The 14,742-nt window shown below is 67.6% G+C and carries 15 protein-coding genes; 1 reads left to right on the top strand and 14 read right to left on the bottom strand.

What is annotated here, in order from left to right; all coding sequences use genetic code 11:
- Positions 1 to 6: 6 nt before the first annotated feature.
- The 6 genes from hisN to ACRARE_RS02480 all read right to left on the bottom strand — a co-directional run bounded on the left by hisN (position 7) and on the right by ACRARE_RS02480 (position 5,828).
- On the bottom strand, positions 7 to 795 hold the full coding sequence (gene hisN, locus ACRARE_RS02455) for a histidinol-phosphatase (RefSeq protein WP_432654822.1): 789 nt from the start codon (positions 793 to 795) through the stop codon (positions 7 to 9).
- The gene (locus ACRARE_RS02460) at positions 792 to 1,568 is read right to left on the bottom strand and encodes a DeoR/GlpR family DNA-binding transcription regulator (RefSeq protein WP_432654823.1); all 777 of its coding nucleotides are present in this window, start codon (positions 1,566 to 1,568) and stop codon (positions 792 to 794) included. Before ACRARE_RS02460 ends, hisN begins: the two co-directional genes overlap by 4 nt.
- 11 nt (positions 1,569 to 1,579) lie before the next feature.
- Entirely contained in the window at positions 1,580 to 2,641 is a 1,062-nt protein-coding gene (locus tag ACRARE_RS02465; protein ID WP_432654824.1) for an ABC transporter ATP-binding protein, read from the bottom strand.
- A 22-nt stretch (positions 2,642 to 2,663) separates the two neighbouring features.
- Positions 2,664 to 3,554, bottom strand: a complete 891-nt coding sequence (locus tag ACRARE_RS02470; protein ID WP_432654825.1) for a carbohydrate ABC transporter permease — start codon at positions 3,552 to 3,554, stop codon at positions 2,664 to 2,666.
- Positions 3,554 to 4,456, bottom strand: coding sequence for a carbohydrate ABC transporter permease (locus tag ACRARE_RS02475; RefSeq protein WP_432654826.1), 903 nt, complete (start codon positions 4,454 to 4,456; stop codon positions 3,554 to 3,556). The genes ACRARE_RS02470 and ACRARE_RS02475 overlap by 1 nt, the downstream gene beginning before the upstream one ends.
- A 70-nt stretch (positions 4,457 to 4,526) precedes the next feature.
- On the bottom strand, positions 4,527 to 5,828 hold the full coding sequence (locus ACRARE_RS02480; protein ID WP_432654827.1) for an ABC transporter substrate-binding protein: 1,302 nt from the start codon (positions 5,826 to 5,828) through the stop codon (positions 4,527 to 4,529).
- Positions 5,829 to 6,154: 326 nt separating this feature from the next.
- Here ACRARE_RS02480 and ACRARE_RS02485 point away from each other — a divergent pair, with 326 nt between their 5' ends.
- Positions 6,155 to 6,922, top strand: a complete 768-nt coding sequence (locus ACRARE_RS02485) for a phosphodiesterase (RefSeq protein WP_432654828.1) — start codon at positions 6,155 to 6,157, stop codon at positions 6,920 to 6,922.
- Positions 6,923 to 6,936: 14 nt separating this feature from the next.
- On the opposite strand, the gene ACRARE_RS02490 is transcribed toward ACRARE_RS02485, so the two are convergent.
- The 8 genes from ACRARE_RS02490 to ACRARE_RS02525 all read right to left on the bottom strand — a co-directional run bounded on the left by ACRARE_RS02490 (position 6,937) and on the right by ACRARE_RS02525 (position 14,741).
- Positions 6,937 to 7,749, bottom strand: coding sequence for an HpcH/HpaI aldolase/citrate lyase family protein (locus ACRARE_RS02490; RefSeq protein WP_432654829.1), 813 nt, complete (start codon positions 7,747 to 7,749; stop codon positions 6,937 to 6,939).
- Positions 7,746 to 8,633, bottom strand: a complete 888-nt coding sequence (locus ACRARE_RS02495; protein WP_432654830.1) for an HTD2 family dehydratase — start codon at positions 8,631 to 8,633, stop codon at positions 7,746 to 7,748. The genes ACRARE_RS02490 and ACRARE_RS02495 overlap by 4 nt, the downstream gene beginning before the upstream one ends.
- A 21-nt stretch (positions 8,634 to 8,654) precedes the next feature.
- On the bottom strand, positions 8,655 to 9,869 hold the full coding sequence (locus tag ACRARE_RS02500) for a CaiB/BaiF CoA transferase family protein (RefSeq protein WP_432654831.1): 1,215 nt from the start codon (positions 9,867 to 9,869) through the stop codon (positions 8,655 to 8,657).
- Positions 9,866 to 11,032 carry a CoA transferase gene (locus ACRARE_RS02505; protein WP_432654832.1) on the bottom strand — a complete coding sequence of 389 codons (1,167 nt, stop codon included), beginning with the start codon at positions 11,030 to 11,032 and terminating at the stop codon, positions 9,866 to 9,868. Before ACRARE_RS02505 ends, ACRARE_RS02500 begins: the two co-directional genes overlap by 4 nt.
- Positions 11,033 to 11,104: 72 nt before the next feature.
- On the bottom strand, positions 11,105 to 12,325 hold the full coding sequence (locus ACRARE_RS02510) for an FAS1-like dehydratase domain-containing protein (RefSeq protein WP_432654833.1): 1,221 nt from the start codon (positions 12,323 to 12,325) through the stop codon (positions 11,105 to 11,107).
- A gap of 247 nt (positions 12,326 to 12,572) precedes the next feature.
- On the bottom strand, positions 12,573 to 13,166 hold the full coding sequence (locus ACRARE_RS02515) for a cysteine hydrolase family protein (protein ID WP_432654834.1): 594 nt from the start codon (positions 13,164 to 13,166) through the stop codon (positions 12,573 to 12,575).
- 63 nt (positions 13,167 to 13,229) lie between these two features.
- The gene (locus tag ACRARE_RS02520) at positions 13,230 to 13,868 is read right to left on the bottom strand and encodes a GntR family transcriptional regulator (RefSeq protein ID WP_432654835.1); all 639 of its coding nucleotides are present in this window, start codon (positions 13,866 to 13,868) and stop codon (positions 13,230 to 13,232) included.
- Positions 13,869 to 13,931: 63 nt separating this feature from the next.
- On the bottom strand, positions 13,932 to 14,741 hold the full coding sequence (locus tag ACRARE_RS02525; protein WP_432654836.1) for an N-acyl homoserine lactonase family protein: 810 nt from the start codon (positions 14,739 to 14,741) through the stop codon (positions 13,932 to 13,934).
- Between the last annotated feature and the right edge of the window lies 1 nt (position 14,742).

Genomic DNA, 14,742 nt, shown 5'->3' on the forward strand with positions numbered 1-14,742 from the left:
CGCAGCCTAGCCCTGCCCCTGTGCCCCGATCACCGCCAGCGCGGCGCGGTGCAGCGCGGGCGTGGCGGCGGCCAGAACCTGGCCGGTCGAGGCCAGGGTCAGCGGCGCGCCCGACCAGTCGGTGATCACGCCCCCCGCCCCTTCGATCACCGGCACCAGGGCCATGTAGTCGTAGGGCTGAAGCTCGGCCTCCAGGATCAGATCCACATGGCCCGAGGCCAAGAGGCCGTAGCTGTAGCAATCGCCGCCAAAGCGCCGCGCCAGACAGGCCGCGCTGAGGGCCTCGAAGTGGGGGCGCTCGGCGGCGGTGAACTGATCGGGCGAGGTGGCAAAAAGCGTGGCCCCCGCCAGCTCGGTCCGGGCCGAGACCTGGCAGGCGGTGCCGTTCAGCCGGGTTTCCCCGCCGCTTTTGCCGATCCAGGTTTCCCCCAGAAGCGGCATGTCGATGGCCCCCAGGATCGGCTGGCCGTTCTCCAGCAGGGCGATCAGCGTTCCAAACAGCGGCACCCCGGCGATAAAGCTTTTGGTGCCGTCGATCGGATCCAGCACCCACAGATGGCGGGCCTCGGCCTGGCTGGTGCCAAACTCCTCGCCCAGGATGCCATGGCCCGGGCAGGCCTCTTCAAGCACCTCTTTCATGGCACGCTCGATGGCGCGGTCGGCCAGGGTGACGGGGCTGAGGTCGCTTTTGCGTTCCACCGCCAGCGGGGTGCGGAAATGCTGCCGCGCCAGCGGGCGGGCGGCGGCCAGCATGTCGCGCGCCACCGCTTCGTATCGGCAAAGGGGGGCGATCATGCGGGGCGGCCCTCCGGCAGGTCCGGGGCCAGCAGGACATGGCCGTGGTCGATCTGCTCGGCGATCTCGGGGGGCACGGCATCGCTGACCAGCGTGTCCACCTGTCCCCAGTCGCAGACATGGATCAGGCCCGACTTGCTGAACTTGCCGCTGTCCATCATCACCACCGTCTCGTCGGCACGGTCGATCATGGCGCGTTTGAACTCGACCTCGAACAGGTCGAAATCCTGACAGCCGCGCGCCGAACCGGCGACCACGGACATGACGAAATAACTGGGGCTGAAACTGGCCAGATAGCTGATCGTCGCCGCCCCGGTCAGGGTGCGGTCGGCCTTGCGCAGCTCGCCGCCGGGCAGGATCACCCGGTGCTGGCCATCGCCCGCGTTGAGGATCTGCGCGATCTCCAGCGAGATGGTCAGGATCGTCATCGGCTCTCGCCGGGTCAGTTCGCGGGCCAGGAAACAGGCGGTGGTCGAATTGTCCAGCAGCAGGGTGGCGCCGTCGCGGATATGGCGCGCGGTGGCCGCCGCGATGGCCGCCTTGGCCGCCGCATTCTCGGACAGGCGCCGCTCGAACGGGGGTTCGGTGCGCGGCATCGACAGGCGCACACCGCCGTGGAACTTCTCGACCAGCCCCTCGGCCGAGAGGCTTTTCATGTCGCGCCGGATCGTCTCGTCCGAGACGTCGAACTCTTCCGCCAGAAAGGTGATCGCCGCCTTCCCCCGCGCCTTCAGCAGCGCGAGGATCTGCTCTTGTCTGTGACTGCGTGCCATGTCCCCTCCGCTCAGTCTGCCGCGAGGATAGCGCGTCCGGTGCCGCGATCGAAGAGGCGCAGGCGGGACATGTCGAAGTCCAGCCCCACCTCGTCGCCCGGCAGGGGGGCGCCCTGCACCGGGCTTTTCACCACCATGCGGTCACCGCCCAGGGCGACCTCGACCAGGGCCTCGGCGCCGATCAGCTCTCGGTGGGTGACGGTGGCGCGGGCCATGCCGCTGGCCGACAGGGTCACCTCTTCGGGGCGCAGCCCGATCAGCACCTCGGCGGGCAGGTCGCCGCCACGGGCCAGATCCGCCACAAAGGCGTCATGGCCCAGCTTGCCCCCCGCCGCCCGCGCCGGGATCAGCGCCATTTCGGGCGAGCCAATGAAGGTGGCGACAAAGGTATTGGCCGGGTTCATGTAGATGTCCATCGGCGCGCCCACCTGTTGCAGGTATCCGTCCGACATCATGGCCACCCGGGTGCCCAGGGTCATGGCCTCGATCTGGTCGTGGGTCACGTAGATGACGGTCAGACCCAGCTCGGAATGCAGGCGCTTCAGCTCGGCCCGCATCCGGTTCCGCAGCTTGGCGTCGAGGTTCGACAGCGGCTCGTCAAAGAGGAAGACCTTGGGCTGGCGCACCAGGGCGCGGCCGATGGCGACGCGCTGCCGCTCGCCCCCCGACAGCTCTTTCGGGCGCCGCTCCAGCAGGTCGGTGATCGACAGGATCTCGGCCGCCTCGCGGATGCGGGCGTCGATCTCGGGTTTGGACAGGCGGGTGGTCTTCAGCAGGCCGAAGGCCATGTTCCGATAGGCGGTCATGTGGGGGTAAAGCGCGTAGGACTGGAACACCATGGCGATGTCGCGCGCCTGGGGCTGGGCATCGGTCACGTCCTGCCCGTCGATCAGCAACTGGCCCGAGGTGATCTCTTCCAGCCCGGCGATCATCCGCAGGGTGGTGGACTTGCCACAGCCCGAGGGGCCGACAAGCACCATGAACTCGCGGTCCTCGATGGTCAGGTCGATGTCATGCACGGTCTTCCGGTCGCCGTAGGACTTGCAGATCTTGTTCAGTTGGACGGTCGCCATGTTGGGTCTCCGGTCTGTGGCGTCACTTGACGCCGGTATGCATGAAGCTGTCGATGAAGCGGCGCTGGAAGATCACGAAGAGCAGCAACAGCGGCGAGACAACGATGGTGGTCCCGGCCATCAGGCGGGGCCAGTCGGCGCCGCTGTCGGCCTTGGCCAGCAGGCCCAGCCCGATGGGCAGGGTGCGGATGCCCTCGGAATTGGTCACCAGCAGGGGCCACATGTAATCGTTCCAGTGGGTCACGACCGAGATGATGCCGAAGGCAATTAGCGTCGGTTTCACCAGCGGCAGGTAGACATGCCACAGGATCGACATATGCCCGCAGCCATCCAGGCGCGCGGCATCCGACAGCTCGGCCGGCACCTGGCGGAAGCTTTGCCGCAACATGAAGGTGCCGTAGCCCGAGGCGACGAAGGGGACGATCATCGCCGGGATGGTGTTCACCAGCCCCATTTCGCGCAAGGTGACGAAGTTGGTCAGGAAGATCGCGTAGATCGGGAACATCACCTGCAACAGGAACAGGGTGAACAGCAGGTTCTTGCCCGGGAAAGTCAGCCGGGCAAAGGCATAGGCGGCCAGGGTGATGGTCACCAGCTGCCCCGCCAGGATCGAGCCGGTCACGATGACCGAGTTCACCAGGTAGGTCCCGAAAGGCGCCACCGACAGGGTGCTGGGATAGTTCGAGAAGTTCAGCGACGTGGGCCAGAAGCCCGCGCTTTGGTCGAAAACCTCGGTCTGGGTCTTCAGCGAGGTCACCAGGATCCACAACAGCGGGCTGAGCCACAGCAGGGCCAGCGGCAGCATGACGGCGTGCAGCCAGTTCTCGCGCAGCCACTTGCGGGCGCGCGGTCGGCGCGCGGGCACCGTGGCGGCGGGGCGGTCTGCGGCGGGGGTCAGGGTCGCGTCGGACATCAGCGCTCTCCCAGGTAGTGGACGCGGCGGCCCAGGGTGACGGACACCAGCCCGATGAAGCCCAGCACGGCGATCAGCAGCGCATTGGCCAACGCCGAGGCATAGCCGATGTCCTGATACTGGAACCCGTTCTGGTAGATGTAATAGGTCAGCACGTTGGTGCTGTCGGCGGGGCCGCCCTGCGTCATCACATAGACGTAGTCGAAGATCTGATAGCTGTGCAGCGTGCCGATGATGATGACGAAGTAGAGGGTGGGCGAGACCAGCGGCACGGTGATGTGGATCAGCCGGTGCCAGCCGCTGACCCCGTCCAGCCGCGCGGCCTCGTACAGGTCCGAAGGCACCAGTTTCAGCGCCGCCAGCAGGATCAGCATGAAGTAGCCCGAGTATTTCCAGATGCTCATGATGACGATGGCGGGCAGCGCCCAGTCGCTGTCGTAAAGCCAGTCCAGCCGGGGCAGGCCCAGGGTCGTCAGCGCCTCATTGATGGGGCCGTAGCCCGGCGCGTAGAGGAAGACCCAGAGCATACCCGCGGCCACCGAGGGGATCATCACCGGATAGAAGAAGGCCGAGCGATAGATCGCCATGCCGCGCAGCTTGCTGTCCATCGCCACCGCCAGCAGCAGGGCGACGATGATCGACAGGGGGATTGTCGTCAGCGTGTAGAAGGCGGTGTTGCCCAGCACCTTCCAGAACAGCCGGTCGTCCAGCAGGCGCAGATAGTTCTCTGCCCCCAGCCAAAAGATCTCGGGATCGCCCAGAAGGACGTCGTGCAGGCTGAACCAGACCGACCGGATGATCGGCCAGTAGGTAAAGACGGCCAAGAAGATCAACGATGGCAGCAGCAGCGCATAGGCCAGCAGCATCTCGTTCCGGCGCGCGCGGGCGAAGGATGACGACATTTGGAACCCTCGGAAACAGGTACGAGGAGGCGGGCCGGGCGGCCCGCCTCCCCCAGGTCATGTGGCGGGATCAGCCCTGACGACGCAGGACGCGCTGGATCTCGCGGTTGGTATCGGCGGTGGCCGTGGTCAGCGCCGCCTCGGGGGCAATCTCGCCCGCCAGGGTGCGGTCGATGGCGCTTTTCAGGTTGTCGCGGGCGCGGGAATAGGCCGGAACCTGAAGGAAGGCGCCCGAGTATTCGGCCTGTTTCATCGCCACTTCGGCCTGCGGCACCTCCGAAAGGTACTGCTGCATCTCGGGCTGCTGCCAGGAGGATTTGCGCACGGCCAGATAGCCGGTCGCACGGCTCCAGGCGGCCTGGTTCTCGGTGTTGGTCATCCAGCGCGCGAAGGTCCAGGCGGCCTCTTTCTTGGCGTCCGACTGGTTCTTGGCGATCATGATGGGGCCGCCCCCTTGCGAGGCGCCGAACTGCTTCTTCTTCGGCATGAAGGCCACGCCGACCTCGAAGGGCGAGGAGGTGCGCAGGTTGGTCAGCGAGCCGGTCGAGTGGTAGAGCATCGCGGTGGAGCCGGCCATGAAGTCGTTCGCCGAGCCCTGCCAGGTCGAGGCCGGGGCCATGCAGCCCGCGTCGACCATCTTCTTCCAGAACTCCAGCGCCTCGATCGCCTCGGGGCGATCCCACAGCACCTTGTCGGCTTCCCAGGGCACCAGGCCGTTCTGACGGCAATAGCCCTCGAACATCCAGTCGTGCCAGCCGCCGCCGATGGTCAGACCCCAGCGTTTCAGCGCGTCACCCTCGCGGATGGTCAGCGCCTGGGCGGCGGTCATCAGCTCGTCCCAGGTGACGGGGGCATCGCCCAGACCGGCCTCGGCGAAGGCGTCCTTGTTGTAGTACAGGACGGGGGTCGAGGGCTGGTAGGACAGGCCGTAAAGGCGCCCGTCGGACACGGCGGTATCCAGGAAGCCACTGATGAAATCGTCGTAGATATCGTCGGCCTTGGCCTGTTCGGTGATGTCTTCCAGCGCATCCAGCCCCAGGAAGGTTTGCAGCGACGAGTTGATCGGCAGCCACAGCGCCGGCGGTTCGCCCACACCCAGCGAGGTGATCACCTTCTGCTCGGTATTGTCGTAAGAGCCCGCGTAGATCGCTTCGACCTCGACGCCGTCATGGGTCGCGTTGAACTCGGCAATCATGTTGGAAATGATCGTGTTGATGTCGCCCGAGACGCCCACGGGGTACATGAATTGCAGCTTGACCGTTTCATTGGCCCGCGCCGGGGTCAGGAGGCCGGGCATGGCGCTGACGAAGGGGGCGGCCAGACCGGCGGCCATCAGACGGCGGCGCGTCAGCTTGGAATTTGTGGTTTTCATCTAGATTGTCCTCGCGAATGTTGGAGTTCATCACAGTCCGAACAGCTTGCAGGGTCCGATCCACATCGCACCTCAGCCACAAAACGTCATGTATAAGGCAAATATCACAGCAATATGACTGTCTAGCCGCAAATACCCCAGGCGCCAGCCTGCGAGATCGAAGGGTTGAAAATTGTGCATATTGTGGATTTTAGCCCGAAAAATCCATGATCTCGGCATCAGAGCCGGGCAAAAATGCGAAAATTTCTCAAATCTGACATGGTTATCCGGCAAGAGGATGACGGTCTTTCACCCAAATATCCTCAAAAGACTCAGGAGACCCCCACATGCTGATCGCCCATCTGACCGATTCTCACGTCCTGGCGGGGGGCCGCAAACTGGCCGACCGCTTTGACACCGGGGCAAATTTCGACCGGCTGATCGCCAGCCTGGCCGCCCAGCCGGTGCAACCCGACCTGGTCGTCGTTTCGGGCGATCTGGGCGAGGATGCCACGGCAGAGGAATATGCCCATGTGGGCGAGGGTCTGCGCCGTCTGGGTCTGCCGGTGCTGGCGGTGCCCGGCAATCACGACAAGCGCGCGCCGATGCGCGCCGCCCTGCCCGAGATGACCGGCCAGACAGCCCAGGGGCATCTGTGCCTGGCGCGCAGCGATCTGCCGCTGGCGGTCATCGGCCTGGATACCCTGGTCGAAGGCGCCCCCCACGGCGAGATCTGCCCCGACCGGCTGGCCTGGCTGGATCAGGCCCTGGCGGACTGCGCCGGGCGCGATGTGCTGCTGTTCCTGCATCACCCGCCGATCACCACCGGATTGCAGGACATGGACGGGATGGGCCTGCTGACGGGGCGCGACGCCCTGGCCGAACGCGTCGCCGCCCATGGCCGGGTGCGCGCCATCCTCTGCGGGCACATGCACCGCGCCATCATCGGCAGCTGCGGTGGCGCCGATGTGCTGGTCGCCCCCTCGGCCTCGCATCAGATCGCCTTCGACCTGCGCGCGGGCAGCCCCTACAGCTTCTCTGACGAGCCGCCGCAATACATGATGCACCGCATCGCGCCGGGCGGCGCGCGGGTGTCGCATGTGGTGAGTGTCTGAGGCGCGGCTCGGTCTCAGCCCGGCTGCGCGTCTGCCAGGATCTGCTGCGCGCGGTCGATCAGGGGGCGGTCCACCATCTTGCCGTCCACCTGCACCACCGCCCCTGCCGCCGCCTCCAGCGCGGCGAGGATGCGTTCGGCCCAGTCAACCTCTGCCACGCTGGGCGCGAAGCCCGTGTTCACCGCGCCGACCTGGGCCGGGTGGATGCACAGCTTGGCCCCGAAGCCCAGGGCCCGGGCGCGGGCGATGTCGGCGGCGATCGCCTCGGGCGCTGTCAGCTCGACCGTGACGCCGTCGATGGGCGGCGGCAGGTCACCCAGCCGGGCAGCCAAGGCGATCTCGAACCGGGCGGGGTCCAGCACCGGGCCAGTGCCGGGGATCCGTGCATCGGCGCCGAAGTCCAGATTCCCGAAGGCCAGGCGCGCGACCCCGGGCAGCCGCACCGTATCACGCAGTTGCGCCAGCCCCCGTGCCGTCTCGACCAGCGCGATCAGCGGCCGGTCTGGCAGGCGTTGCGCAAAGGCCGCCACCGCATCGGGCTCGGCCTTGGGCAGCATCACGGCCACCCCGGGCAACGCCGCCAGCATGTCCAGATCCGCCGCGTGCCAGGGGGTTCCGGCGCCATTGATCCGCACCAGCCCGACGCCGCCCCCGGCAAACCAGGCCTGGACATGGGCGCGGGCCTCGTCCTTCTGGGTCGGGCCCACGGCATCCTCAAGATCCAGAATGATCGCCTCGGCCCCCGACCCGGCGGCCTTGGCGAACCGGTCGGGACGCTGCCCCGGCACGAAGAGGTAACTGCGCGGAGACCTGGCGCCGGGGCTCACGTCGCAGCCCCCGCCGCGCCGAACCCGGCGCTGGCCTGCATCGACAACGCCCCGTTCGGCCCGGCCGCCCAAAGCGACAGCCCGGTTTCACCCCCGTCCGCCTCGGACGGGGCTGCGTTCAGGGTGAAGGGCTGACCGACGATCAGCGGGCTCATCCCCCGGAACGAGAAGCTGCGCAGGGGCCGGTCGGGCCAGGCGCGGGTCGCCAGGCCCTGCAACAGGGTCGCGGTCAGCGGCCCATGAACCACCAGCCCCGCATAGCCTTCTGCCGCGGTGGCGTGCAGGTGGTCGTAGTGGATGCGATGGCCATTCGAGGTCAGCGCGGAATAGCGGAAAAGCAGGGTGGGATCGGTGCTGACCCCCTCGCAGAAGGCAGCCCCGTCCGGCGCCGCCGGGGGCGTGGGCGCCGGGGCGCCGGGGGCCGGGGCATCGCGATAGACGATGTCCTGCTCCTCGTCGATGCACAGCGCCCCGTCGGCGCTGATCCGATGGCGCAGCGTGACGAAGACCAGCCGCCCCGAGCGCCCCGATTTCGCGGTGACGTCGATGATCTCGCTGTGTTTCTCGGCCTCGGCGCCGACCGGCAGCGGCGCGTGATAGCGGATCCGCCCCCCGGCCCACATGCGGCGCGGCAGACCGGTGTCGGGCAGGAAATCCCCCAGCTTCGGATGGCCGTCGGCGCCCAGATCAGAGCGGCGCAGGAAGGGGTTGAAGAACAGCCAGTGCCAGCCTGCGGGCAGGGCCGCACCGGGCGCCGGGGCGGTGGCCATGTCCAGGGTCGCGGCCATGGCGGCGACGCGGTCGGGCGCGATGCGCTCGGCGCGGGTCTCGGTCCGGCCGATGGCCTCTGTGGGATCGCCCAGCAGGGCGGTGTCGGATGTCATGCTCTTGTCCTCCTGTCGCGGTCAGTAGATGACGCGCGCCTCTTCCAGCCGGCTGCGTTCGGCGCGGCCGAGCCCCAGCAATTCGCCGTAAACATAGTCTTCATGCGCCCCCAGCCCGGGGGTGCCCCGGTCCAGGCCGGGCGCCCCGCTGGCCGAGAACCGCGCCGGGAAGCCGACCGCCTTGCGCCGGGTGTCGTCGGTTTCGGCCACCTCGACCACGGCGCCCCGCTGGGCCATGTGGGGATCGGCGGCAATGTCGCTGGCCCGCCAGGAAACATGGGCCGGAATGCCGACGTATTGCAGGGCCTTCGCCGCGGCCTCGGCCTCCAGCGCCTCGGTCCAGGCGGTGGTGATCCGGTCCAGCTCGGCCCGGCGGGCGACGCGGTCCGGGGCGGTGGCGAAACGCGGGTCGCGGGCCAGTTCGGGGCGGCCGATCAGCCGGGCGAAACTATGCCATTGCCCATCCGTGGCCACGGCGATGGACAGCCAGCGGTCCTCCTCGCGCGTGGGATACAGACCATGGGGCGCGTGCTGCGGATCCATGTTGCCCAGGCGCGGCACCTCGACCCCGGCCGAGGCGGCGGTCAGCGCCTCGCCGACCAGCGACGAGGCCACCTCGCGCGCGGCCACGTCCACATGGCAGCCCTGCCCGGTGCGGCGGCGGCGATGCAGCGCCGCCAGGGTGGCCAGGGCCGCGTTCATCCCCACCGAATGGTCCATCACATGGCGCATCTCCATCGGCGGGCCATCGCTGTAGCCACTGAGATACCCCAGACCGCCCCAGGCCCCGAACAGGGGCGCGTAGCCGGCGAAATGGCTGTCGGGCCCGCTTTGCCCCGAGGAAGAGACAGAGGTCATGACGATATCGTCTTTCACCGCCCGCAGCGCCTCGTAGCCGAGGCCCAGGCGCTCCATCACCCCGGCGCGAAAGCTTTCGGCGGCCACGTCCGAGGCGGCGACGATGCGCCGGGCCAGGGCCACGCCTTCGGGGTGCTTCAGGTTCAGCCGGACGGAAAACTTGTTCGAGGCGACCTGGTCGAAGGTTGCGGGCCCGGCGCGGCCATAGACCGCATGGGGCTTGCGGAAGATGTCAGGGCGCAGGGCGCTTTCGATCTTGATGCATTCCGCCCCGAGCTGCGACAGCATGTGGGTGCAGAAGGGCCCCGCCGCATGGACGGTGAAATCGGCGATGCGGATCCCGGCGAGGGGCTTGGCGGCCTGAGATGTGGCAGTCATGCGGTGACCCTTCCGTCTGTGAGGCGATCCGTGACGGCGTCGTCCGCCGATGGCTGGTCCTGCCCCGGCGCGGGCGGGCCCGCGTCCAGCGACAGCGGCACCTCGGCGAACCGGAAGGGCGCGGGCTGGATGCGCAGGCCGGGATGGCCGGGCACGGCGGCGAATGTGCCCCGGGCGACCTCATGCGCGCCGCCAAGGATCTGTGCCGGACGGCTGTAGCGCGCCATGGGCACTCCCAGTTCCTGGGCACGGGCGACAAGGCTGTCGACCGGCTGATCGCGCGCCCAGGATCGGATGCGCAGGTTGATCTCTGCCCCCCGGGCAGAGCGTTCGGCGGGATCGCCCAGGCCCGGGTCGGCGGCCCAGTCGGGATGCCCCATCAGCTTGACCAGCCCCTGCCACTGGCGTTCCTCCAGCATCAGCAGCTCGACATAGCCGTCGCGGCATTCGATGACGCCGCCATAGCGGAAGGACCGGCTGTGGCGATGCTCGACCGAGCCGTCGCCCAGCCGTTGCAGGGCAAAGGCCCCGACAGCGACATTGGCGTCCTGGACCGAGGCATCGACGAGCTGTCCCTCGCCCGACCACAGGGCGGCCAGGCCCGCCAGGGCGGCGGCCACGCCTCCCTGCATCTCGGCGAAATGCCCGGCGATCTTCAGCGGCGGGCGATCGGGGAACAGATCCACCGACAGCCCGTTGGGCAGCAGGAAGCCTTCGCCGCCTGCGTGCACCAGATTGATCTCTTCCGCGCCCCAGCCCGCCTTGGGGCCGACCGCGCCGAAGGGCAGGACCGACAGGTGCACGATCTCGGGAAAGCGTGCCCGGATCGCCTCCGGGTCCAGGCCCAGGGCGCCGCGCGCGGCGACGGGGCTGTCGTCGATCAGCATCTGCGCGCCCTCCAGCAGGGCGGCCATCTCGGCCCGGCCCTCGGCCCGGTCCAGATCGCAGATCACGCTGCCCTTGCCCGCCGCCAGATAGGCAAACAGGGCGCTGCTGCCATCCTCCAGCAGGGGCGCCCGGCGGCGCAGGGGGCACAGCGACGGAGGTTCGACCATCACCACGTCGGCCCCCATGGCCGACAGCAGACGCCCGGCCCAGGCCCCGGCCACACCGGCGGCATGTTCGATCACGCGGATTCCCGACAGCGGCTTGTCCTGCACCATCGCGCGCCCTCCCCTCTTTCTTGGTTCTTTCCGGTCGGTGGGCGGCGCCGGTCGCCCGGCGCCGCCCTTGCCTCAGCGCACCACGGGGAGGTCCAGATCCAGGTCGCCGCCATCGAAGAAGACGCGGATCTCGGGATCCCGGCTGGGCAGGATCACCGTGGCCAGGCCGGGGGTGGTGATCTCGCCGCGCTGGTTCTCGCCCCAGATCTCGAGATCGACCAGCGCATGGCCGTCCTTGATGTACTTACGGGCCACCTTGCCCTTGCACCAGGTGCTGTCGCCCATGGTGTTGAAGCGGCGCATCTCGGTGCGCACCCGCTTCAGGAAGGCGGCATCGCCCATCCAGTTGGTGACCAGGCTGGCCATCCAGGAGGACCGCTGCGGCCCGTAGTCGTAGACGCCGGGCACCCCCACCTCCTTGGCGGTGCTTTCGCGGTGGTGGCCGATGCCGGTGTACTCGATGCCGCCGCCCGCCTCGGGGTTGCGGAAGAAGTGGCCCGGGTGCTTCATCGCGGCCTGGAAGACCACGCCATGGGTATGGCCACGGCCACAGCCGACGAGGAAGCCCATGGTATCCATCAGCGACAGCGGACCGCGCACGATGGGATCCAGGCTTTCGCCCTCGGTCACATCTTCCCAGTAGCGCACCGCGCTGCCACGGATCCGCTGCGGCTCGCCGATGATCGCGGCGTCCAGCGCCTCGTATTCCTCGGCGGTGTATTCGTGGGTCTTGATGTCCTTGTACTTGCCCGCGTCCCGCGCCGCCTTGCGCTCATGGCGGGTACAGGTGCCCAGGGCCCGCGCCACCAGCTCGCCGCGCTGGTTGGTATAGCTGGCCTCGACATATTGCAGCACCAGACGGCCCGAGAACTTGCTTTCCTTCTCTTCGACACCGACGACGCGCTCGATGGCGCTGATGCGGTCGCCGGGGCGGATGTGGCGGAACATCTCCCAGTCGTTGCCGGCGTAGAAGCCGTGCACCCCTGGCAGACCCCAGCGGGTCCGCCCGACCCAGCCGAAGGCCATCGGGAACATCGGATGCGCCACCTGGCCGCCATAGCGGGAATTCCGGCCATATTCGGTTTCGCGATACAGCGGGTTCAGGTCGCCGATCCCGTTGCACCAGTTGCGCAGCGTGTCGGTGGTGGCATCCTGAAGATAGGGCCCCTCGGGGCGCAGTTGCAGCCCGATCATGTCACGCGCGGCGGCGACCGCCTCATCCGTGATCTTGCCTTCGGCCGGGGCCCCGCCGACGGCGTCGGCCTTCTTCTCTTTCACATCCACGATGGTCACGGGCGCGTTCTCCTCTTTCGCGTGTCCGGGGCTGCGCCTCACTCCTGCGCCGCCTGCATGGGGTGGCCTCGGGGGTCCCTCGGCCGCCCCCCTCACTTAATGCATTTTATTTTTTCCGGTCAACAGAGGAAGCGCGAGATAATGCATTTTCTTAAAGCAAACACAGGCCACCTCGGGCAAAACGCCGGAAATCCCCCTCGAAACCGAGGGAGATTTCCTATTTTGATGCATTGTTTACCGCAAAAGGTCAGAAAGAGACCTGAGCCGCCGTGGTGACGGTGGAGAAGCGCCGCAACCCCGACAGGGCATGGTCATGCTCTTCCTCGGTGGCCCCGGCGCAGCAGTCTTCCAGCACCACGCAGGCATAGTCGCGATCATGGCCTTCGCGCACCGCAGCCGAGACCACGCCATTGGTCGACACGCCCGACAGGATCAGCCGCCGGATCCCCTGGGCGCGCAGCAGCGGCTCCAGCTTGGTCCCGTAGAAGGGGCTGACCCGGTGCTTGATGATGTCCGGGTCCCCGGGCTGCGGCGCGAAATCGGCCAGCACCTCGGTCCCCCAGCTGCCCAGGCCGAAGACCCCGGCATTGCGGGCCTTGGAAAAGACCGGCGATCCGGGCGGGCATTCGGCATAGTCGGGCGAGAAACCGACCCGCACATAGGCCACCATCACCCCGGCGGCACGGGCCCGGGAAATCGCCAGGCGGGTGTTGTCGTAGACGCCGCGCGCACGGCACAGCGGCACGTAGGACTTCGCCCCCATGCCGTCCGGGTGGACCAGGTCATTGAGCATGTCCATGACCAGAAGAATGCTGTCGGGTTTGCTATCTGCGGATGGCATCGGGTACTCCTTGCTGTGATCTCGCGATGAGGGGAACACCGCGATACGCAAGGGGTCCCTGCCCTATCCGGTGTAGCTTTCCTTGAATTCGTCCCAACCGGCGCGGATGTGGTTGCGCAGGGCGGCCAACATGCCCGCCTCGTCCCGCTGCAAGATCGCGCTGAGCATCGCACGGTGTTCCTGCGAGGCCCGGTCGACGCGGTTTTCCAGCTTGTTGATCAGATCGAAGGGATAGCGCGCCCAAAGCGCGCGCACGAACCGCAGGGTCTGCGGCAGGTCGGCCGCCGCATAAAGCACTTCGTGGAAACGGTAGTTGATCGCCCGCACCGCATCGCGCTCGCCGCGCGCCGCCGCATCTTCCAACTGCGCCTGCAACGCCCGCAGCTCTTGCAGCTGCGCCTCGGTCAGACGCTCCATCGCGCGCAGGGCCAGCTTGCATTCCAGCGTCATGCGCAGGTCGACGATCTCTTCCGTGGCATGGATGTCGAAGGGGGCCACCGTGGCGCCACGGTTCGCCGTGCCCAGGATAAAGCCCTCGGCCGCCAGAAGCTTGATCGCCTCGCGCACCGGCGTGATCGAGGTGCCGATCTGCTGCGCGATCTCGGCCTGCTTCAGCTTCGAGCCCCGGGGAAACTTGCCCGAGATGATGCCCTCTCGCAGGTAATCCGCGACCAGCTCTTCCTTGGTTTGGTGTTTCAACATCCTGACGTTCCACCCAGACTTCCGGACCCTTGTAACATCCGGGGGCTCGGATAATGCAAATTTTCATCCCGCATTTCTCGAAACAGGCGCCACGTCAAGGCGGAAGACCTCCTGCAACCCGGACTCTTCGGCCACCGGGTACAGGTCCGCGATGCGGGGGTCATGGGCGGGCAGGACGTGGTCGTCGCTGTCGGCCAGTGCGCGGATCACGTCATGGGCGTCGATCATCTGGGCCGAGCTGTAGACCACGGCAAAGGGAATGCCGCGCTCGTATTCCTCGTAGTAATGCAAGGCATCGGAGGCCAGCACGACCCAGCCCCGCGCGGTGCGCACCCGCACCACCTCCTGGCCCGCGCAATGGCCGCCCACCCAGTGCACCGTGACCCCGTCGGCGATCTGCGCCTCGCGCCCGTGCAAAGTGAGCCGCCCGTCGTGCAGCAGCGAGACCAGGCGGGCGATCTCATCGGGTTCATAGGCGCGCCGGAACCAGGGCTTTTCCATGTAGGGGCCGGTGACATAGGCCATTTCCTCGGCCTGCATGTGAAACCGCGCGGCGGGAAAGGCATCGAGAAAGCCCAGGTGGTCGTAATGGGCATGGGTCAGGATCACGCATTCGGCCTTTGCCGCCTCGACCCCCAGGGCCGCCAGCCCGGTGACCGGGCTGAGCAGGTGGCTATGGCCGTGCTTGGCGGCCTTGGCCGGATCCATGCCGGTATCCACCACGATATGGCGGTCGCCGCAGGTCAGCAGCCAGGAGTAGAAATCCAGCACCAGCGGCGCGTCGGGCTGGGCGTCCAGGATGAAGTTCTGCCCCCGGGTGCGGGCGGTGTTCACCGCATGACGGATGCCGTAGATCTTCCAGGTGTCAGCCATC

This window comes from Pseudooceanicola aquaeponti, assembly GCF_050897975.1.
GTDB lineage: Bacteria > Pseudomonadota > Alphaproteobacteria > Rhodobacterales > Rhodobacteraceae > Pseudooceanicola.

Bases quoted from the DNA above. Each gene is read 5' to 3' on its own strand.
- hisN (WP_432654822.1), bottom strand. From the start codon at position 795: ATGATCGCCCCCCTTTGCCGATACGAAGCGGTGGCGCGCGACATGCTG.
- ACRARE_RS02460 (WP_432654823.1), bottom strand. From the start codon at position 1,568: ATGGCACGCAGTCACAGACAAGAGCAGATCCTCGCGCTGCTGAAGGCG.
- ACRARE_RS02465 (WP_432654824.1), bottom strand. From the start codon at position 2,641: ATGGCGACCGTCCAACTGAACAAGATCTGCAAGTCCTACGGCGACCGG.
- ACRARE_RS02470 (WP_432654825.1), bottom strand. From the start codon at position 3,554: ATGTCCGACGCGACCCTGACCCCCGCCGCAGACCGCCCCGCCGCCACG.
- ACRARE_RS02475 (WP_432654826.1), bottom strand. From the start codon at position 4,456: ATGTCGTCATCCTTCGCCCGCGCGCGCCGGAACGAGATGCTGCTGGCC.
- ACRARE_RS02480 (WP_432654827.1), bottom strand. From the start codon at position 5,828: ATGAAAACCACAAATTCCAAGCTGACGCGCCGCCGTCTGATGGCCGCC.
- ACRARE_RS02485 (WP_432654828.1), top strand. From the start codon at position 6,155: ATGCTGATCGCCCATCTGACCGATTCTCACGTCCTGGCGGGGGGCCGC.
- ACRARE_RS02495 (WP_432654830.1), bottom strand. From the start codon at position 8,633: ATGACATCCGACACCGCCCTGCTGGGCGATCCCACAGAGGCCATCGGC.
- ACRARE_RS02500 (WP_432654831.1), bottom strand. From the start codon at position 9,869: ATGACTGCCACATCTCAGGCCGCCAAGCCCCTCGCCGGGATCCGCATC.
- ACRARE_RS02505 (WP_432654832.1), bottom strand. From the start codon at position 11,032: ATGGTGCAGGACAAGCCGCTGTCGGGAATCCGCGTGATCGAACATGCC.
- ACRARE_RS02515 (WP_432654834.1), bottom strand. From the start codon at position 13,166: ATGCCATCCGCAGATAGCAAACCCGACAGCATTCTTCTGGTCATGGAC.
- ACRARE_RS02520 (WP_432654835.1), bottom strand. From the start codon at position 13,868: ATGTTGAAACACCAAACCAAGGAAGAGCTGGTCGCGGATTACCTGCGA.
- ACRARE_RS02525 (WP_432654836.1), bottom strand. From the start codon at position 14,741: ATGGCTGACACCTGGAAGATCTACGGCATCCGTCATGCGGTGAACACC.